The sequence below is a fragment of the Kitasatospora sp. Xyl93 genome (assembly GCF_055383135.1).
Genome location: NZ_AP029185.1, coordinates 7695110 through 7711242, shown reverse-complemented (window position 1 = coordinate 7711242; position 16133 = coordinate 7695110). Strand labels below are relative to the sequence as shown.

Here is a 16133-nt window from a genome sequence, read left to right as displayed (position 1 = left end):
GAACCCGTCCGTCGGCCGGCCCGGCACCTCGGTACACCGCCCATCTCACCCACCGCGCCGCGTTCTTCGGAGGCGGCGCCGCTGCCCGGCACGCTCAACGAGGAGCGGCCGGGCAGCGGTGGCAGGTGCCGGCGGGTTGCCGGGTGGTGACCGGGTTGGTGCCCAACACCGGGCGGCGGGCCGACTCGTGGAGCCTGTCGCGCGGTCGCGCGCACTCGGCGGAAACAGGGCGTCTGCCTGCTGGGCCCGACCGGGCCGGGGTAGGCGTAGACGACACGTAGGCGGTAATCGCCTTACGGCTTCGAACAGTCGGCGCCCCGTCACCAGCCACCGGTCACCGCCCCCGGGCGCGTCGCCAGAGCGTTCGGGCCGAGACGACCGGGTCGAAGGAGCCCGGGCGGTCCCTGGTCAGCGGATAGCAGGCGAATCCGATCAGCGCCGCACTGAGGTGGCCGACGCTGGTGTAGTCCCGGCTCTGCTGCACGCCCAGTCCGTAGACCAGCAGCACCCCCGCCGCGTACAGGTACCGCCAGGGCCGCGCGATCAGATAGGTGAGGACCGCGACCACGCCGGCCAGCGCGTAGCTGACGCCGTAGTCCAGGGTGTAGACGGCTCTCGGCGGGGCCAGCCCACGGTGGATCGCCCAGCCGAGCACACCCTCACTGAGGTAGGTGGCGCCGACGTGCGCGAGCGCCGCCACCGAGATCCACCGCAGGGTGCCGAGCCACCGTTCGGCGGGCACGTGGAAGAGGTTGTACAGCAGGAAGTAGAACGGCCAGCCGCCGCCCGCGATCCACAGGGCGCTGGTCAGCAGGACGCGGACCGGTGAGATCTGGAGGTGGTGGAGGTTGGTCGAACGCCGCTCCAGGATGTGGTCGGCGGTCGCCGGATCGACGTGGCGGATCACCTGGGTGGTGACGAGCAGGATCGCCAGCCAGACGTAGGTGCCCGGCGCGCGCCGGACGTAGGCCCACGCCGCGCGGGTGGGATGACCCCACCGGGGCCGCCGGTGGGTCTCGGAACCCCTGGCGGTGCTGCCGGCCATCGACGCCTCCTCGCCGCTCCTCCCCCCTCACCCTCGCCCCCGCCCGACTCCGCCGCCTCCCGGCACCCGGCGCGCGGGAGCCGGGATCCGGGAGCCGCCACCCGACCTGCTCACCACCGGCTACGCCCAACTGCTCACCGCGAGGACCTGCGGCCGGTGCGCCGGCGGCGACTGCCTCATCGCGCTCCGCGCGGTCCCACTGTGCCCGCGCCCACCTCCCGATCCACGACAACCGACGGACGATTCGCGCGAGTTGGCGGAACCGGCGACCGGCAGACGCCGACCGGTCGAGGCTCCGCAGCCGACCAGGATTCCGCATGCTCTTGCATTGCTCTGCAAATGTATGCCAGAGTTCGGGCATCGGATCGATTACGCCGAATCCCGTCACACATCGCTAGATCAGGGGCCCGCTCCACGCGGGTCAAGGGTGCATCCATGTCGAAGGTCTTGAGCAAGCTGCCGGTCGGTGAACGGATCGGCATCGCATTCTCCGGTGGGTTGGACACCTCCGTCGCCGTCGCGTGGATGCGCGAGCACGGTGCCTTCCCCTACGCCTACACGGCCGACATCGGCCAGTACGACGAGCCGAACCTCGCCGACGTCCCGGCCCGGGGCCGCGCGTACGGCGCCGAGCAGGCCCGGCTGGTCGACTGCCGGGCGGCGCTGGTCGAGGAGGGCCTGGCCGCCCTCGCCTGCGGCGCCTTCCACATCCGCTCCGCCGGGCAGACGTACTTCAACACCACCCCGCTCGGCCGTGCCGTGACCGGCACCCTGCTGGTTCGCGCCATGCAGGAGGACGGCGTTTCCATCTGGGGCGACGGCTCCACCTACAAGGGCAACGACATCGAGCGGTTCTACCGCTACGGCCTGCTCGCCAACCCCAACCTGCGGATCTACAAGCCGTGGCTGGACCAGGCGTTCGTCGACCAGCTCGGCGGCCGCAAGGAGATGTCCGAGTGGCTCGCCGAGCGGGACCTCCCCTACCGGGACTCCGCCGAGAAGGCCTACTCCACCGACGCCAACATCTGGGGTGCCACCCACGAGGCCAAGCGGCTGGAGTACCTGGACGCCTCCCTGGAGATCGTCAGCCCGATCATGGGCGTCGCCTTCTGGGATCCCGCGGTCGAGATCCAGACCGAGGACGTCACGGTCGAGTTCGAGTTCGGCCGCCCGGTCCGGATCAACGGCCAGGAGTTCGCCAGCGCCGTCGACCTGGTCCACGAGGCCAACACCATCGGCGGACGGCACGGTCTGGGCATGTCGGACCAGATCGAGAACCGCATCATCGAGGCCAAGAGCCGTGGCATCTACGAGGCCCCCGGCATGGCGCTGCTGCACATCGCCTACGAGCGGCTGCTCAACGCCATCCACAACGAGGACACCCTCGCCACCTACCACACCCAGGGTCGGCGGCTCGGCCGGCTGCTCTACGAGGGCCGCTGGTTCGACCCGCAGTCGCTGATGCTCCGGGACAGCATCCAGCGCTGGATCGGCCACCCGGTCACCGGCAGCGTCACCCTGCGGCTGCGGCGCGGCCAGGACTACTCCGTCATCGACACCCAGGGCCCCAACTTCAGCTACCACCCCGAGAAGCTGTCGATGGAGCGCAGCGTCGACGCCGCGTTCGTCCCGGACGACCGCATCGGTCAGCTGACCATGCGCAACCTCGACATCGCCGACTCGCGCAGCAAGCTGGAGCAGTACGCGGTGCACGGCCAGCTGGCTCCGTGGAGCGGTCTGATCGGTGAGCTCGCCCCGGGTGGTGCAACCCCCATCGCCGCCGGCACCGGTGACGAGGAGGACTCCACCGCGCTCGACCACGCGGCGATCGAGTCCGGCACCGACTGACGCACCTCGTGCCCGCGGAGGGCCGTCGCACCCAAGCGGTGCGGCGGCCCTCCGCCGTCCCGCCCCCATCCCGCCCGGCCCCATCCCGCCCGGCCCCACTGCCGTCCACCCTCGTCTCGCCCGCCCGCCGCTCACCCCGCGCTCACCCGAACGGCGGCACCGGCCGTGCGCCGCCCGCCGGTCGGTAGCTGAATGGCGGACGGGCGCCCGGCGGCGGGAAGGCAGGTCCGGGGATGGGTGAGGCGATCGGCCCGATGCTGGCCTCCGCGGTAGCGGTCGCGCTCAGCCCGCTTCCGCTGATCGCCGTCCTGCTGATCCTCGCCTCGCCTCGCGGCCGGGCCAACGGGATCGCGTTCACGGTCGGCTGGCTGCTGGGCCTGGCGGCGGTGACGGCCGCCGTCGTGGCGGCGGGCACCGCGCTGAACCGCGCCGAGGCCACGCCGACGTGGCCGTCCTGGCTGAAGCTCGCGCTCGGCGCCGTACTCCTCCTGCTGGCCGCCCGGCAGTGGCGTCAACGGCCACGGCCCGGCCGGGTCACCGCGCCGCCGGTCTGGCTGCTCTCGATCGACCGGCTGACCGCCGCTCGGGCCGCCGGGCTCGCCGTGGTCCTGGTGGTGGCCCACCCGAAGACCCTGGTTCCGGCCATCGGCGGGGCCGCTTCCATCGCCGCCGCCCCGACCGGTGGCGGGGGAAAGGCGGCGGCCGCCGCCGTGCTGGTGCTGCTCGGCTCGCTGGGTACCCTGCTGCCGCTCGCGGTCCACCTCCGGGCCGACGACCGCACGCGGCACGCCCTCGGCGAGTGGCGCGCCTGGACGGCCACGCACAACGCGGCGATCATGACCGTCGTCCCGCTGCTGCTCGGGGCCGAGTACCTGGGCGCCGCCGTCTCCGGTCTCACATGACCTGCGCGTGAACCCTCCTGCCCGGCCCGCTCCGCCCAGCCGATCCTTCCCGCCCCCGCCACCCCCTCACCGGATCCGTACCACCCCGCGCCCCCGCACCGCCCGTACCCCCAACCGTCCGGGGTCGGCCGCCTGCCGCGCCGCCACCGCCTCCCGCACCGTCAGCAGGATCTCGCCGTCGTAGTGCTCCGCCAGCACCCGCGCCAGTTCCGCCGCGCCGCCCGGCCGGACGTCGGGCGCGAGGTCCGGCAACCGGCCGGGGGCGCTGAGGTCCTGGGCCTGGGCGGCCCAGCGGGCCGCGTCACGCCGCTCGCCCTCGGCGGTGTAGTGCACCGCCAGGCAGTGCACGGCCAGCTGGTCCCCGTACTGGGCGGCTATCCGCCACCAGAAGACGCCGTCCGCCGTGCGGCCCATGCCGTACAGCAGGCAGCCGAGGGTGCGGAAGGCGGTCTTCTCGGCGAGTTCGAGGTCCAGGGCCAGTTCCCCCGGCTCCACCGCGCCCGCGACCCCCGCGCACAGGTGCCGCAGGTCGCGCCGCAGCTCCGCCCGCCCCCCGGCCCACCGGGGCTGCCCCGGGACCGCAGCGGGGCCGGCGCCCGATCCCGGGCCGGAGCCGGCGCCCGCCGCCCCCGCACCGAGTCCGCAGCCCGCCCCCGCCGCCGTTCCCGGGCTCGGCCCCGAGAGCGGAGCGTGCGGCGGACGGGCGCCGGCGGGCGGCCTGGCGGGACGTTCGCGCACGGTCGGGGCGGGCCGTCGGGCGGCGGCGAGCCGCTCGGCCAGTCGGCGCGTGAAGTCCACCGGATCGTGGTCGTCGAGCTCCCGGTCCAGCTCGACGGCGTGCGCGCGCAGCAGGTCCACGATCCTCATGTCCGCGCCCCGCCGTCGTCCGGGTGCTCCAGCAGGTACTCCAGGTGGCGCCGCCCGAGGCTGTAGTAGGTGCGGGCGGTGGTGTGCGCGATGCCGAGGGAGCGCCCGATGTCGTGGTACGACAGTCCCGCCTGGCGCAGCCGGACCACGTCGGCCTGGACCGGGGCGGCCCGCGCGAGTTCCTCCATCGCCCAGTCCAGGGCGTCCAGCTCGGCGAGCTCGTCCAACTCGTCCTGGCTGGTGTCGGGACGGCGCTGGGCGATCACCCGCAGCCGTCTGCGTTCGATGCGGCGGCGCTCGCGCAGCACGTCCACCACCGCGTCCTTGACGATCTTGAAGGCGAAGGCCTGCGGATCGGGGCTGGCCAGGGCCCGGCGCCAGTTCTTGTAGAGCGTGGTACCGGCGTTCTGGACGGCGTCCTGGGCGTCCTCACGGTGCCGCAGGCGCTGCTGGGCGTAGCGGAGGTAGCCGGAGTTCTCTCGGGTGAAGAAGGCCTCGAAGTCGTTCGGGAGGTCGCCGAGCGGGTCGGCTCTCAGGCCCCGCTCCTCGCCCGGCCCGGGAGTGGTCACGCGGCCCCCTTTCGTGGGTCGACTGGCCGACCCGCCTGGTGGCACGCCGACGGCCCCTTGGGGCTCGTGGTGTAACCGTCCGGGGGGAGCGGGATGTTGACCGGATCGGGCGGACAATTGCCGAACGATTCCGTTCACTTTTGAACAGCACCGTTGACCTGCGGCTTCGCCCTCACGAATCCCGCCGGAGCCTCCGAAACGTGACCCAGATCACAGCCATCGAGAGCGCCGCTTGACAAGGCCCGGCGAGACCCACCCAGCCCCCTCCACCCCGCGACCGACCCCCGGTGAACTCACCCCTCACCCCCGAACCCGCCCCATCGACCACCCCGCCCCCTACGGCGCCGGCTCCACCTCCGCAACGTCCAGCGCGGACGTCACCCGGTCCAGCAGCCCGCGCAGCGCGGCCAGGTCCTCGATCGGCAGGCCGGTCGCCGCAAGGAGCCGCCGCGGGACCTGCCCGGCCCGCTCGCGCAGCGCCGACCCCTCGGAGGTCAGCCGGACGGTGACCGACCGCTCGTCCTCCGGACTCCGCTCGCGGCGCACCAGTCCGGCCGCCTCCAGACGCTTGAGCAGCGGCGAGAGCGTCCCGGAGTCCAGCCGCAGCCGCTCGCCGATCCGCTTGACGGGCAGCTCGCCCTCCTCCCACAGCACCAACATGACCAGGTACTGCGGATAGGTCAGCCCGAGGTCGCGCAGCAGCACCCGGTAGACGCCGCCGAAGGCACGGGAGGCCGCGTTGAGCGAGAAGCAGATCTGCTGGTCGAGGCGGAGCAGTTCCTGGTCCGCCATGCCGGGGTGGGTGGTCATGGACCCATGGTACCGATCGCCATCACGCCATTGAGTTGTGCGCAATTGAATTGCGTGCTCTACTTGTCGCAGCGCAGCGACGACCGGACGGCCGCCGCGAAGCACACCGGACCGGCATCCGCCGGAAACCGACCGCAGCAACACCCAGGATCCGAAGGGGACGCCACCATGGACGCGCTCTACACCGCCGCCGCCACCGCCAACGGCCGGGAGGGCCGCGCCGTCAGCTCCGACGGCCAGCTGGACCTCGCGCTGGCCATGCCGCCCGCGCTCGGCGGCAGCGGCCAGGGCACCAACCCGGAGCAGCTCTTCGCCGCCGGTTACGCCGCCTGCTTCGCCAGCGCCCTCGGCCTGGTCGGCCGCCAGGCCCGGGTGGACACCAGCGAGGTCTCGGTGACCGCCGAGGTGTCCATCGGCAAGGACGGGGCCGGCTTCGGCCTCGCCGTCGTGCTGCGCGTCGAGCTGCCCGAGTCCCTCGCGGGCGAGACCGGCGAGCTGCTGGTCAAGCAGGCCCACGAGGTCTGCCCGTACTCCCGCGCCACCCGGGGCAACATCCCGGTCGAGCTGGTCGTCGAGTAGACGGCCCGCCGACCGGCCCCCGAAGCCCCACCGACCGGCTTCCGAGGCCTCACCGACCGGTCACCGAAGAAGCCCCGCCGGACCGTTGGAACCCAAGCACAGGCCGGGCCCGCCGCACGCGAACCGCGGCGGGCCCGGCCCGGGTCGCCACCACGGTCAATCGCCGCCCGGCCGGTTCGCCGAGCGCAGCGTCTCCAGTCGGTGCCGGTACTCCTCCGCGTCGATCTCGCCCCGCGCGAACCGCTCGGCGAGCAGCTGCTCCGGGGGCACCCCCTGGAATCCCGGCCTCCCCTGCCCGTCCCGGCCCCAACCCGGCCGGCCCCCCGCCCCGAATCCACCGACACCCGGAGTCGCCCGCCCGGGCGGCATCGGCTGCCGCGAGTGCGACAGGTAGCGGAACAGGGCCACGGCCAGGAGTACGACGATCACCAGGAACAGCAGCGTCCCGAACGCCATCAGGCCGATGCCCCAGCCATCCATGTGGCCGTGTCCGTGCCAGTACCTCATCAGGACCTCCTCCTCCGGCCCCGTCGGAGCCCGCCGAGGTGAGCAGCGCCTTACCACCATCGTGCGCCCGTCAGCGGTGAAAGCGGCGTGAGGGCCGCCCGAGAAAACGATCCGGCGGTCGGCCCGGCGCCCACCCGGGGTAGCGTGCCGCTCGTGACCCACCACCCGCCGCCCGCGCCCCACCTCCAGCGGCCCCCGGCTCACCAGCCACCCGTGGCCCTCCACCTGCCGGACGACGACCGCTCCCCCGAGCAGTTCGTCGCCGCCGGGGTGCTGCGGCGCCACCCGGACCCGCGTCCCCACCCGGCGCTCGGCCACTCCCCGATCGACTACGTCACCGCCGCCCTCTGGGCCGAGCTCACCGCCCTGGCCATCGCGCCGGCCGCCGCCGAGACCACCGCCGCCGCGCTGCTGCGCTCGATCGCCGACCGCGCGGTGGACGCGGCGCTCGCCCCGGGCAACGAACGCGCCCCGCGCGACGACCTGTACGTGACCGACCCCGCCCACATCGGCCCGCAGCGCCGGGCGGTCTGGTTCCAGCGCTCCGCCCCGCACAGCCCGCACAACCCGTACGACTCAACCGACCCGTACGGCTCACCCGGCCCGCAGAACTCGCACGACCCCTACGGACCAAGCGGCCCACGGGCCCTCCTCACCCCACTCGACCCCCGCGGTGGATACGCCCCCCGGGGCCCGATCACGGCCGCGTTCGCACCCCACGAGCCGTAGGTGGACCCGCACCCTCCCCACCGGCCGCTCAGCGCTCGACCCGGAGGCTGTGGCAGACCCAGCTCAGCCGGTCCGGCCCGCCGTACGGCGGTCGGTCGTGGTACGTGCCGTCCGCCACCGACATGTTGACGATCAGGTAGGCGTGCCACCCGGAGCCGACCCCGTGCAGGTCCGCGTAGACCAGCTCGTCCGCCACGTACCAGTCCACGGATTTCGCACCGAGCACCACCCGTAGGTCGAAGGTCGCCCCCGGAGCGATCCCGGCGTCCGCGCCGTGCCAGTACCGGAAGCCGCCCCGGACGTGGTTGGAGATCTCCAGCAGGTCCGGGTTGTCCGGGTGGTACTCGAAGACGTCCACCTCGTTGCCGCCGTCCCGCCAGGTCCAGATCGCCGGCCAGGCACCCAGTTCGACGGGCAGCGTCACCCTCGCCGACAACACGTCCCCGGACAGGAGCTGGAAACCGTCCGGGCTCCCCTCCGTGGTCAGCAGGTTGCAGCTCCACAGCCCGCCGCTGTGCCGCCTGACCGCCGCGAAGACCCCGTCGAGGCAGTAGTCGCGGCTGAGGTAGTCGAGCTTGTGGTCGCTCCGGTTGGTCGGCCCCATCCGGGGATACGCGCTGCTGCGCCCGGCGATCCACTGACTGGTCGAAGTGAAGTCCGCGTCGAAAACGACTGCCACGGCCGCCTCCCCGAAGCTCCGGCGCCCCGGCAGCCCACACCGCCAGGCACACAGAGTGAGTTACCCGATACCCTCCGCAGTATGCGAAGCGGATCGTTCGACCCTGGACGAAGGTACGGCGGGGGGCGCGGCCGGTCAGCCGACCGGTGCCGCACCTCCGGCGGCGAGGCGGTCGGTCACCGAGACCACCCCGTCCACCGAGCGGCACAGGTTGAGGACGATCGGCACCAGGTACGGCTCGGGCACGGTGCCGCTGAGCACCACCCGCCCCTGGTTGACCTCCACCCCGATCTCCGCCGGACTGACCCCCTCGATCCGGCCGAGCACCTCCTCGACGATCTCCCGCCGGATCACCATGTCCTCGCGCAGGAACACCCGCAGCAGGTCACCGCGGCTGACCATGCCGATCACGCGCCCCTCCTCGTCCAGCACCGGCAGCCGCTTCAGGCCGTGCCGGCTCATCAGCCGCGCCGCCGCGACCACACTGGTGTCCGGCGTGGTGCACACCGGCTGCGTAGTCATCAGGTCGGCCGCGGTCACCTCGCCGTCCGGGCCCGCCGGCGCCGACTCGGGCGCGGGCAACAGGCTGGCCGGGTCCTCCTGCGCGGCCAGGGTGCGCAGCAGATCGGCCTCCGAGACCACGCCCAGCGGCCGCCCCTCCGGATCCACCACCGGCACGCCGGTGATGTCGTACTCGCTCAGCAGCGCCACGATCTCCCGGAATCCGGTCTCGGGCGAGACCAGGACCACGGGGCTGGTCATCACGGATTCGACGGTGGCATGCCGCACGCCGGTTCACCTCGTCCAACGATGCTGGTCCGACCGGGCGCGGATCGTCCCGGCCCGTACCGGCAGCATCGCGCGCGGCGGCTCCGTTCGCCAGGGGCCAAGGGGCCGAACGGGTGGGACTTTCTGCCCCGAGTCGGCTCGGCCTCCCGTGCCTGCCTGCGCGCCGACCGCTGGAACGGCGGGGGCAGTCCGGCCACCACCGTCGTCCTACCGGGCGCCCGCAACCCGCACCCCCCAGCACAGCGGCGGCGGACCGGGCCGGGCGTGCAGCCCGCCCACCGAGATTGACAGGACTTCGGGCTGGTCTGTCCTGCCGCCCTCCCGCCCCGCCCCACCGAACTCTCCCCGAGTGCCCCCGCTCATCCCCTGACCTTCGGCCCACGGGCAAGCTCCCCGTCGTAGTCCGGCAGTTCGACGCTGCTGACCTGCTTGCCCAGCTCCAGCATCTTGTCCAGCGCCCAGCGCCGGTTGAGCAGGGCGTTGCGGAACCGCAGGCCCGCGGTGGTGCGCGGCGCGAGGAACGGGCCGGTGCGGTCGCCGCCCTTCTGGCAGCCCTGGGCGTAGCCGCGCAGCAGCTTCTCGTAGCGGTCGAAGGCCGCCCGGTGGTCGCCGCGGGCCCGGGCCAGTTCGCCCGCCAGGACGTACGCGGCCACGACCGCCGTGCCGGTGCCCATGCCGCCGATGGTCGCGCCGCAGGCGGCGTCGCCGAGCAGGGCGATCCGGCCGGTCGACCAGGTGGGTACGTCGGCGCGGCTGATCGAGTCGAAGTACAGCTCGGGGGCGGCGTCCAGGCTCTCCAGCAGCTGCGGCACCCGCCAGCCGAGGCCGGCGAAGGCGGCCCGGATCAGTGCCTTCTCCTGCCCCGGGTCGTGGCGGTCGTAGCGCAGTTCGGGCGAGGCGAAGAGGCAGAACGCACCGGCCCGGCCCGGGTCGCGGTGGGCGGCGCCGACGGACATCAGCCGGCCGGGGACGTTGAGGCCGACCCCGCCGACCGGCAGCCCGAGGGTGTTGGGCAGCTGCCAGGTGGCCGCGTAGTAGCCGAGGTGGCGGACGTAGCGCTGCTCGGGCCCGAAGGCGAGCCGGCGGACGTTGGAGTGCAGCCCGTCGGCGCCGATCACGAGGTCGAACTCGCGCGGCGCCCCGTGCCGGAAGGCGACCCGGACGCCGCTCGGGGTCTCCTCCAGGGCCGTGATCGAGTCTCCGAACACGTACTCGGCGCGGGCGCTGCTGTGCCGGTGCAGCAGCTGGGCCAGTTCCCCGCGTGGGACCTCCACGTCGCCGCCGGCGAACTCGGCCGGCAGGTGGAGCAGTTGGCGTCCGTCGGGGCCGACGAAGGTCATCGGGCTGCCGCCGGTGCCGAGCGCGCGCAGTTCGTCCAGGACGCCCATCCGCTCCAGCACGGTCAGGTGGGTGCGGCCGCGGAAGTCCACGTCCTGACCGCCGTCTCGCAGCGCGGGGGCCTGCTCGACCACGGTCACCTCGAAGCCGTACCTGCCCAGCCAGTGGGCCAGTGCGGGGCCGGCGATGCTCGCGCCCGAGATGAGGACCTTGGTGCTCATGGAAACCACTCCGTCCGATGATCAGGAAACTGTGTCTCGCAGACACTGTTCATTGCTGTGTACGGTAGACACAGTTGGCTGGGAGGGCAACCCCCCAGGTGGAAGCCCGGCGGAAACACGGTCAGCGGCCCAGGGCGGAACACCGACGGACCACCGGTGGTACGTGGAACGACCCTGGGCGGGACCTCAGAAGGGGAGCGGATGATGGTCGAGGCGGCGAACGACACGGTGCGGTTGCTCTGGGGCCCGCCGGCCAAGCCCACCCGGGGGCCGAAGCCGGCCCTCAGCCTGGAGCGGATCGCCGCGGCCGGGGTCGAGGTCGCCGACGCGGAGGGGCTGGGCGCGGTCTCCATGCAGAAGGTGGCCGGGCTGCTCGACTTCACCAAGATGTCGCTCTACCGCTACGTCCCCGGCAAGGCCGAACTGATCGCCCTGATGGTCGAGTCGGCCGTCGACGCGCCGCCGGACGCACCGGAGGGCGCCGACTGGCGGGAGCAACTCACCGCCTGGGCCCACCACTTGGCCGGTTCCTTCGCCCGGCACCCGTGGCTGCTGGACGCCACCGTCGGCGCCCGGGCGATCGGCCCGAGGGAACTCGCCTGGCTGGAGCGGGTGGTGGCGGCACTCGACGGCCACGGACTGACCGGCCCCGAACGGATGGACGCCGCCGTCCTGCTCACCGGGCACGTGCGCGGGATCGCCGCACAGTCCCGCGCCGCCGGGCCGGTCGACACCCCCGAGGCCGAACTCCTCGCCGCCCTCGGCAGCGTGGTCCAGGAGCACGCCGACCGCTTCCCCGCGGTCGCCGCCGCCATGGCCGAACCGGGCGGCCGCGACCAGGCGCTGCAGTTCGGCCTGGACCGCATCCTGGACGGGCTGGCCGCCCTGATCGAGCGCCGCGCGAACACCGCCTGACCCGCCGCGGACCGCCTGACCAGCCGCGACCGCCGCGCACCGTGTGATCCACCGCGGCCGCCGGAGCCGGCCTTGCCGACCCGCCCGGGAGGCCGGAAAACCGCTCGGACCACCGCCCGGCGCTCGCTAGGATCGCGCCCCATGGCGATGTTCGTGCACCTGACCGCAGCGGCGAACGCGCCGCGCATCCGCCGCGCCGGAATCCGCGCCGACAGCCGGGGCCAGGGCGGCGCGCGCGGGGTGTACTGCTTCCCCGTGCTGCCCTCGTACACGCTGACCCACCAGTGGCTGCGCGAGCTGGCCCGTTTCCACCCCAACGGGCCGTTGATCGCGGTGCACCTCCGGCTGGACGACGAGCAGGAGGTCCTGGCCGGGCACTACGGCGGCCGCGGCCGGGACGCCCATCGGCCGCTGCCGGCCGCCGAGGCGGTCCGGCGGATCGGCTCGCTGACCGACCCGCGCGGCTGGGAGGTGTTCCTGCCGCGCGCGGTGGGCGCCCGCGAGGTGCACCGGGTCCGCGCCGTCCCGCAGGTCACCGGCTGGCGCTACCTGCCGGGCGCCCACGGCACCCGGCCCTGCACCTGTTTCGGCTGCCGCGTCCGCGGCGAGTACGGCAGCCGCCGGCTGCGCGAGCGCCATCCGCACCCGCTGGACGGCCCGCCGCCGCCCGTTCCCGTGCTGCTCGCCCGGATCGCGGCGGCCGGCGAACCGGGCGATCCGGCCGAACTACGGGCCGCGCTGCACTGGTTCGGGCTGCGCAGGCGCGGCCCGGTGGACCTCCTCGCCCGACTGGCCGTCCACCCGGCCCCGGAGGTGCGCGGGGACCTGGTCTGGGCGATCGGCCGCTGGTCCACCCCGGGCGTCGCCGACCTCCTGGACGGCCTGGCGGACGACCCGCACCCGTACGTCCGCGAGGCCGTCGAGGCGGTCCGGGACCGCTGAGGCCCCGGCCGCCGTCAGGTCGCACGACGAGCCCAGGCCTCAAGCCGCAGGCCCTGGAGTCAGACCTCGAACCTCAGGCGCCAGGCCTCGAACCTCAGGCGCCGGGTGTTCCGCGTCAGGAGACGCGCTTGAGCTGCCAGGAGTTCTTCTCCAGGCTCGGCACCGCGGAGTACCGGCAGCCGGAGCTGTAGAAGCTGCTCACGATCGTCCAGCCGTCCGGCGGCCAGGTGGAGCCGCAGGCGTTGACCACGGTGCCGACCGGGTAGCCGGTGAGCTGCATGATCTTCTTGGTGTTCGGGTTGAACCCGGAGCCGCAGCCGGCGCTGTTCCACCACTGGACGTCGACGAAGCCGCTCGGCGTCAGCGAGGAGGAGCAGACGGTGCTGGTGTCGCCGGGTGCGGCCTGGGCCGTCCCCATGGTCAGGGTCAGCGCGGCGGCGGTACAGCCCAGGGTCAGCGCGACGGAACGAAGGCGTATCACAGGGATCGGCTCCTCTCGCGACGCGGCGCGTCCGCGTCCCGCCCATTCCTATCCGTGCGGCGGTGAGGACGGACAGCTTCTTTCCGGCCCGACCTGCGGCGCGATCTCGCCCCTCCCCTCCGCGATTCACCCGCCGACACGGCGCTGACCTGCGCGGTCTCCTGTCGAGGTGCCCGTTCGCCCGATCCGGGTGATCATGGGACGAACCGCGTCATCGGCGATACGGCGCACCGGGCCGTCGGCCCCGGGAGCGCCCGGAAGGTGGACTGCGATGTTCCAGCTCCTGTGGATTCTGCTCATCGGTTTCGTGCTCGGCGTGATCGCCAAACTGATCCTGCGCGGACCGCAGTCGATCCCCTGGTGGCTGACCATGCTGCTAGGCGCCGCCGGGGCCTGGCTCGGCAACGCCGTCGCCGGCTGGATCGGCGTCCGCCACACCTCGGGCATCGACTGGATCCGTCACGTCCTGCAGCTCGCCTTCGCCGTGGCCCTGGTGGCCTTCGTGGCGCCGGCGTGGAGCAGGTCCCACCAGAACCGCTGACGGGTCCGGGGGCCGCTCCGTCGCCACCGGCCGGAGTGGCCCCTCCGTCAGGACCGGCCGGGGCCCGCACCGTCGACCCGGCCCGGCCCGACCGAACCCGGTCGGCCCGGGCCGGGCCCGTCAACCCACGTGGACGGCCGGGCGGCGCGAGCGGTCCGGCTCGGCCTCGCGCAGCACCTCGCGGGTGACCGGGGCGATCTCGCCCTGCCCGAACAGGAAGAACCGCAGGAACTGGGCGAAGGGATTGCCCTCGGTCCACTCGAAGTAGATGTGCGGCTGCTGCCCGGTGAGGTCGCGGACCTGGAGCAGCAGGGCGGCCAGGGCGTTGGGCACGCTGGAGCTCTCCAGCGACAGCACCCGGTAGCGGCCGTGCAGCACCTCGCCGCGCACGGTCAGTTCGGCCTCGAAGTCGGACGGGTCGAGCACGGTGACCTCGACGAAGACCAGGTCGTCCTCGGCCGGGATGTCGTTGTCCCGCCGGATCTGGTGCATCTTGTCGCGGTACTCGGCGAGGTCCCGGCTGTTCGGCTCGTTGGCGATCAACCGCAGCGGGCGGTGGGTGTAGTCCCGGACGAACCGTTCCGCGACGCCGTCGAGCACCACGTCGGTGACGCGCAGTTCGAAGGCCCGCTTGAGCCGGGAGAGGAAGGACACCAGCATGATCCCGGCGATGAAGCAGGCGCCGATCTTGACGCCGTCCGGCCGCTCGGCGATGTTCACCGCCGTGGTGTAGAGGAACACCGCGGCGATCACCGCGAAGCCGGCCCGCCAGCGGCGCTGCCCGGCCTTGTGGGCGGCGATGGTGACGGCGATGGCGGCGGAGCTGATCAGCACCAGCACGCCGGTCGCGTAGGCACCGCCCTGGGCGTCCACGTTCGCGTCGAAGATCCAGGTCACCAGGAAGGCGATCAGGGTGAGCACGACGACGGTCGGCCGGACCGCGCGGGCCCAGTGCGGGGCCATCCCGTAGCGGGGCAGGTAGCGCGGCATCAGGTTGAGCAGCCCGGCCATCGCGGAGGCTCCGGCGAACCACAGGATGGCGATCGTGGAGAGGTCGTAGACGCTGCCGAAGGTGCTGCCCAGGTACTCGTGGGCGAGATAGGCGAGCGCCCGGCCGTTGGCCTGGCCGCCGGTCTTGAACTGGTCCGCCGGGATGAGCAGGGTGGTGATGAAGCTGGTGGTGATCAGGAACACGCTCATGATCACGGCCGCGGTGGTCAGCAGCTTGCGGGCGCCGCGGATGCGGCCGGTGGGCTTCTCCTCGGTGTCGTCCGGGTCGCCCTCGATGTGCGGCATCACGGCCACGCCCGTCTCGAAGCCGGACAGGCCGAGCGCCAGTTTCGGGAAGACGATCAGCGCGACGCCGATCATGGCGATCCCGTTGCCGTGCTCCACGGTCAGCGCGTCCGTCCAGTCGCTGAACAGGTGCGGAGCCCGGAGCACGTGCCACAGTCCGTCGGCCACCACCACCACGTTCAGGGAGAGGTACACCGCGACCAGCACCACGGCCAGGCCGATCGCCTCGCTGAAGCCCTTGAGGAAGACCGCGCCGAGCAGCGCGATCATGACCAGCGTCAGCATGACCTGCTTGCCGGTCAGCGCGCTGTGCAGGTGCGGGTTCTCCACCAGGTGGGCGCCGGCGTCGGCGGCGGACAGGGTGATGGTGATCATGAAGTCGGTGGCCGCGAAGCCCAGCAGGGTGAGCACGAACAGCTTGCCCTGCCAGAACGACAGCAGCCGTTCCAGCATCGCGATCGAGCCCTCGCCGTGCGGGCTCTCCTGGGCGACCCTCCGGTAGACCGGCAGCGCGCCGAGCAGGGTGACGACCACCAGCACGATGGTCGCCAGTGGCGAGACCAGCCCGGCCGCGAGCGCGGCGATGCCGGGCTGGTATCCGAGGGTGGAGAAGTAGTCCAGACCGGTCAGGCACATGACCCGCCACCAGCGCTGGCCCTTCACCTGCGGCAACTGCGCGTGCGGGCCGGGGTGCTGTTTGGCCATGTCCGCTAGGCCTTCCAGCATCCAGGCCCGGAACCGCTCGCGCTTCGTGACCGGCCCCGTCCCCGGTTCGGCCGACCCCGACGAAACCACGTGCACCCCTGTCCACGACTCGGCCGGGCGCGCTGCTCCGGATCCCCTGTGGCCGCCGGACGGCGGGCCTGGTCAGGCTAGGGGACCGGCTCATCGGGCCTGGTCAACCGCGCGCGCCGACACGCCCGGGTGCGCCCGTACGGCCCTGCCCCGGTGACGGGCCGCCTCCCCACCTGCCCGTTCGCGCCGGTGACGGCCCCGCGGCCCCGGTCGGCGCGGGCACGGCGGTCTGCCCGGACCTCGCGGAACACGCGAGGATGTCCGCGCCACTGACGACCGG

General features: G+C 73.2%; 17 protein-coding genes. 7 read left to right on the top strand and 10 right to left on the bottom strand.

The window, feature by feature from the left end:
• Positions 1-334: 334 nt before the first annotated feature.
• Positions 335-1045, bottom strand: coding sequence for a rhomboid-like protein (locus ACZ5GH_RS33485; protein ID WP_464336159.1), 711 nt, complete (start codon positions 1043-1045; stop codon positions 335-337).
• Positions 1046-1480: 435 nt separating this feature from the next.
• On the opposite strand from ACZ5GH_RS33485, the gene argG reads away from it, so the two are divergent.
• Together argG and ACZ5GH_RS33475 are read left to right on the top strand one after the other, a co-directional pair.
• Positions 1481-2893 carry an argininosuccinate synthase gene (argG, locus tag ACZ5GH_RS33480; protein ID WP_387753273.1) on the top strand — a complete coding sequence of 471 codons (1413 nt, stop codon included), beginning with the start codon at positions 1481-1483 and terminating at the stop codon, positions 2891-2893.
• Positions 2894-3126: 233 nt separating this feature from the next.
• Positions 3127-3795, top strand: a complete 669-nt coding sequence (locus tag ACZ5GH_RS33475) for a GAP family protein (RefSeq protein WP_387753276.1) — start codon at positions 3127-3129, stop codon at positions 3793-3795.
• A gap of 66 nt (positions 3796-3861) precedes the next feature.
• Here the strand turns inward: ACZ5GH_RS33475 and ACZ5GH_RS33470 are convergent, their stop codons facing one another.
• The 3 genes from ACZ5GH_RS33470 to ACZ5GH_RS33460 all read right to left on the bottom strand — a co-directional run bounded on the left by ACZ5GH_RS33470 (position 3862) and on the right by ACZ5GH_RS33460 (position 6041).
• Positions 3862-4662: a hypothetical protein gene (locus ACZ5GH_RS33470; RefSeq protein WP_387753279.1), complete on the bottom strand. Its 801-nt coding sequence runs from the start codon at positions 4660-4662 to the stop codon at positions 3862-3864.
• Positions 4659-5231: an RNA polymerase sigma factor gene (locus tag ACZ5GH_RS33465; RefSeq protein ID WP_387753282.1), complete on the bottom strand. Its 573-nt coding sequence runs from the start codon at positions 5229-5231 to the stop codon at positions 4659-4661. The genes ACZ5GH_RS33470 and ACZ5GH_RS33465 overlap by 4 nt, the downstream gene beginning before the upstream one ends.
• A 336-nt stretch (positions 5232-5567) precedes the next feature.
• Positions 5568-6041, bottom strand: a complete 474-nt coding sequence (locus ACZ5GH_RS33460; protein WP_387753285.1) for a MarR family winged helix-turn-helix transcriptional regulator — start codon at positions 6039-6041, stop codon at positions 5568-5570.
• 168 nt (positions 6042-6209) lie between these two features.
• Between ACZ5GH_RS33460 and ACZ5GH_RS33455 the strand changes: the two genes are divergently transcribed.
• A complete protein-coding gene (locus ACZ5GH_RS33455; protein ID WP_355266881.1) occupies positions 6210-6620 on the top strand; it encodes an organic hydroperoxide resistance protein in 411 nt (136 codons plus the stop codon).
• 156 nt (positions 6621-6776) lie between these two features.
• On the opposite strand, the gene ACZ5GH_RS33450 is transcribed toward ACZ5GH_RS33455, so the two are convergent.
• Positions 6777-7127: an SHOCT domain-containing protein gene (locus ACZ5GH_RS33450; RefSeq protein WP_464336158.1), complete on the bottom strand. Its 351-nt coding sequence runs from the start codon at positions 7125-7127 to the stop codon at positions 6777-6779.
• Between the two features lie 153 nt (positions 7128-7280).
• Between ACZ5GH_RS33450 and ACZ5GH_RS33445 the strand changes: the two genes are divergently transcribed.
• Positions 7281-7856, top strand: a complete 576-nt coding sequence (locus tag ACZ5GH_RS33445; protein ID WP_464336157.1) for a hypothetical protein — start codon at positions 7281-7283, stop codon at positions 7854-7856.
• A gap of 28 nt (positions 7857-7884) precedes the next feature.
• Here ACZ5GH_RS33445 and ACZ5GH_RS33440 read toward each other — a convergent pair whose 3' ends face one another.
• The 3 genes from ACZ5GH_RS33440 to ACZ5GH_RS33430 form a co-directional block, all read right to left on the bottom strand.
• Positions 7885-8535, bottom strand: coding sequence for a LamG domain-containing protein (locus ACZ5GH_RS33440; protein ID WP_464336156.1), 651 nt, complete (start codon positions 8533-8535; stop codon positions 7885-7887).
• A gap of 135 nt (positions 8536-8670) precedes the next feature.
• Positions 8671-9297 carry a CBS domain-containing protein gene (locus ACZ5GH_RS33435; RefSeq protein WP_387754050.1) on the bottom strand — a complete coding sequence of 209 codons (627 nt, stop codon included), beginning with the start codon at positions 9295-9297 and terminating at the stop codon, positions 8671-8673.
• A 386-nt stretch (positions 9298-9683) separates the two neighbouring features.
• Positions 9684-10883 carry an FAD-dependent monooxygenase gene (locus tag ACZ5GH_RS33430; protein ID WP_464336155.1) on the bottom strand — a complete coding sequence of 400 codons (1200 nt, stop codon included), beginning with the start codon at positions 10881-10883 and terminating at the stop codon, positions 9684-9686.
• A gap of 201 nt (positions 10884-11084) precedes the next feature.
• On the opposite strand from ACZ5GH_RS33430, the gene ACZ5GH_RS33425 reads away from it, so the two are divergent.
• Both ACZ5GH_RS33425 and ACZ5GH_RS33420 read left to right on the top strand, forming a co-directional pair.
• Complete coding sequence (locus ACZ5GH_RS33425; RefSeq protein ID WP_387753300.1) at positions 11085-11798, top strand: TetR/AcrR family transcriptional regulator; 714 nt, start codon at positions 11085-11087, stop codon at positions 11796-11798.
• 141 nt (positions 11799-11939) lie between these two features.
• Positions 11940-12740, top strand: a complete 801-nt coding sequence (locus tag ACZ5GH_RS33420) for a HEAT repeat domain-containing protein (RefSeq protein ID WP_464336154.1) — start codon at positions 11940-11942, stop codon at positions 12738-12740.
• Between the two features lie 115 nt (positions 12741-12855).
• Here the strand turns inward: ACZ5GH_RS33420 and ACZ5GH_RS33415 are convergent, their stop codons facing one another.
• Entirely contained in the window at positions 12856-13221 is a 366-nt protein-coding gene (locus ACZ5GH_RS33415; protein WP_387753304.1) for a hypothetical protein, read from the bottom strand.
• Positions 13222-13492: 271 nt separating this feature from the next.
• On the opposite strand from ACZ5GH_RS33415, the gene ACZ5GH_RS33410 reads away from it, so the two are divergent.
• Positions 13493-13762, top strand: a complete 270-nt coding sequence (locus ACZ5GH_RS33410) for a GlsB/YeaQ/YmgE family stress response membrane protein (protein WP_387753307.1) — start codon at positions 13493-13495, stop codon at positions 13760-13762.
• A gap of 120 nt (positions 13763-13882) precedes the next feature.
• On the opposite strand, the gene ACZ5GH_RS33405 is transcribed toward ACZ5GH_RS33410, so the two are convergent.
• Positions 13883-15763: an APC family permease gene (locus ACZ5GH_RS33405; RefSeq protein WP_387753310.1), complete on the bottom strand. Its 1881-nt coding sequence runs from the start codon at positions 15761-15763 to the stop codon at positions 13883-13885.
• Positions 15764-16133 lie beyond the last annotated feature (370 nt).

What these genes read in the sequence shown, in the direction of transcription:
- ACZ5GH_RS33455 (WP_355266881.1), top strand. Translation starts at nt 6,210, where the DNA reads ATGGACGCGCTCTACACCGCCGCCGCCACCGCCAACGGCCGGGAGGGC.
- argG (WP_387753273.1), top strand. Translation starts at nt 1,481, where the DNA reads ATGTCGAAGGTCTTGAGCAAGCTGCCGGTCGGTGAACGGATCGGCATC.
- ACZ5GH_RS33405 (WP_387753310.1), bottom strand. Translation starts at nt 15,763, where the DNA reads ATGGCCAAACAGCACCCCGGCCCGCACGCGCAGTTGCCGCAGGTGAAG.
- ACZ5GH_RS33450 (WP_464336158.1), bottom strand. Translation starts at nt 7,127, where the DNA reads ATGAGGTACTGGCACGGACACGGCCACATGGATGGCTGGGGCATCGGC.
- ACZ5GH_RS33470 (WP_387753279.1), bottom strand. Translation starts at nt 4,662, where the DNA reads ATGAGGATCGTGGACCTGCTGCGCGCGCACGCCGTCGAGCTGGACCGG.
- ACZ5GH_RS33475 (WP_387753276.1), top strand. Translation starts at nt 3,127, where the DNA reads ATGGGTGAGGCGATCGGCCCGATGCTGGCCTCCGCGGTAGCGGTCGCG.
- ACZ5GH_RS33430 (WP_464336155.1), bottom strand. Translation starts at nt 10,883, where the DNA reads ATGAGCACCAAGGTCCTCATCTCGGGCGCGAGCATCGCCGGCCCCGCA.
- ACZ5GH_RS33435 (WP_387754050.1), bottom strand. Translation starts at nt 9,297, where the DNA reads ATGACCAGCCCCGTGGTCCTGGTCTCGCCCGAGACCGGATTCCGGGAG.
- ACZ5GH_RS33410 (WP_387753307.1), top strand. Translation starts at nt 13,493, where the DNA reads ATGTTCCAGCTCCTGTGGATTCTGCTCATCGGTTTCGTGCTCGGCGTG.
- ACZ5GH_RS33485 (WP_464336159.1), bottom strand. Translation starts at nt 1,045, where the DNA reads ATGGCCGGCAGCACCGCCAGGGGTTCCGAGACCCACCGGCGGCCCCGG.
- ACZ5GH_RS33425 (WP_387753300.1), top strand. Translation starts at nt 11,085, where the DNA reads ATGATGGTCGAGGCGGCGAACGACACGGTGCGGTTGCTCTGGGGCCCG.
- ACZ5GH_RS33420 (WP_464336154.1), top strand. Translation starts at nt 11,940, where the DNA reads ATGGCGATGTTCGTGCACCTGACCGCAGCGGCGAACGCGCCGCGCATC.
- ACZ5GH_RS33460 (WP_387753285.1), bottom strand. Translation starts at nt 6,041, where the DNA reads ATGACCACCCACCCCGGCATGGCGGACCAGGAACTGCTCCGCCTCGAC.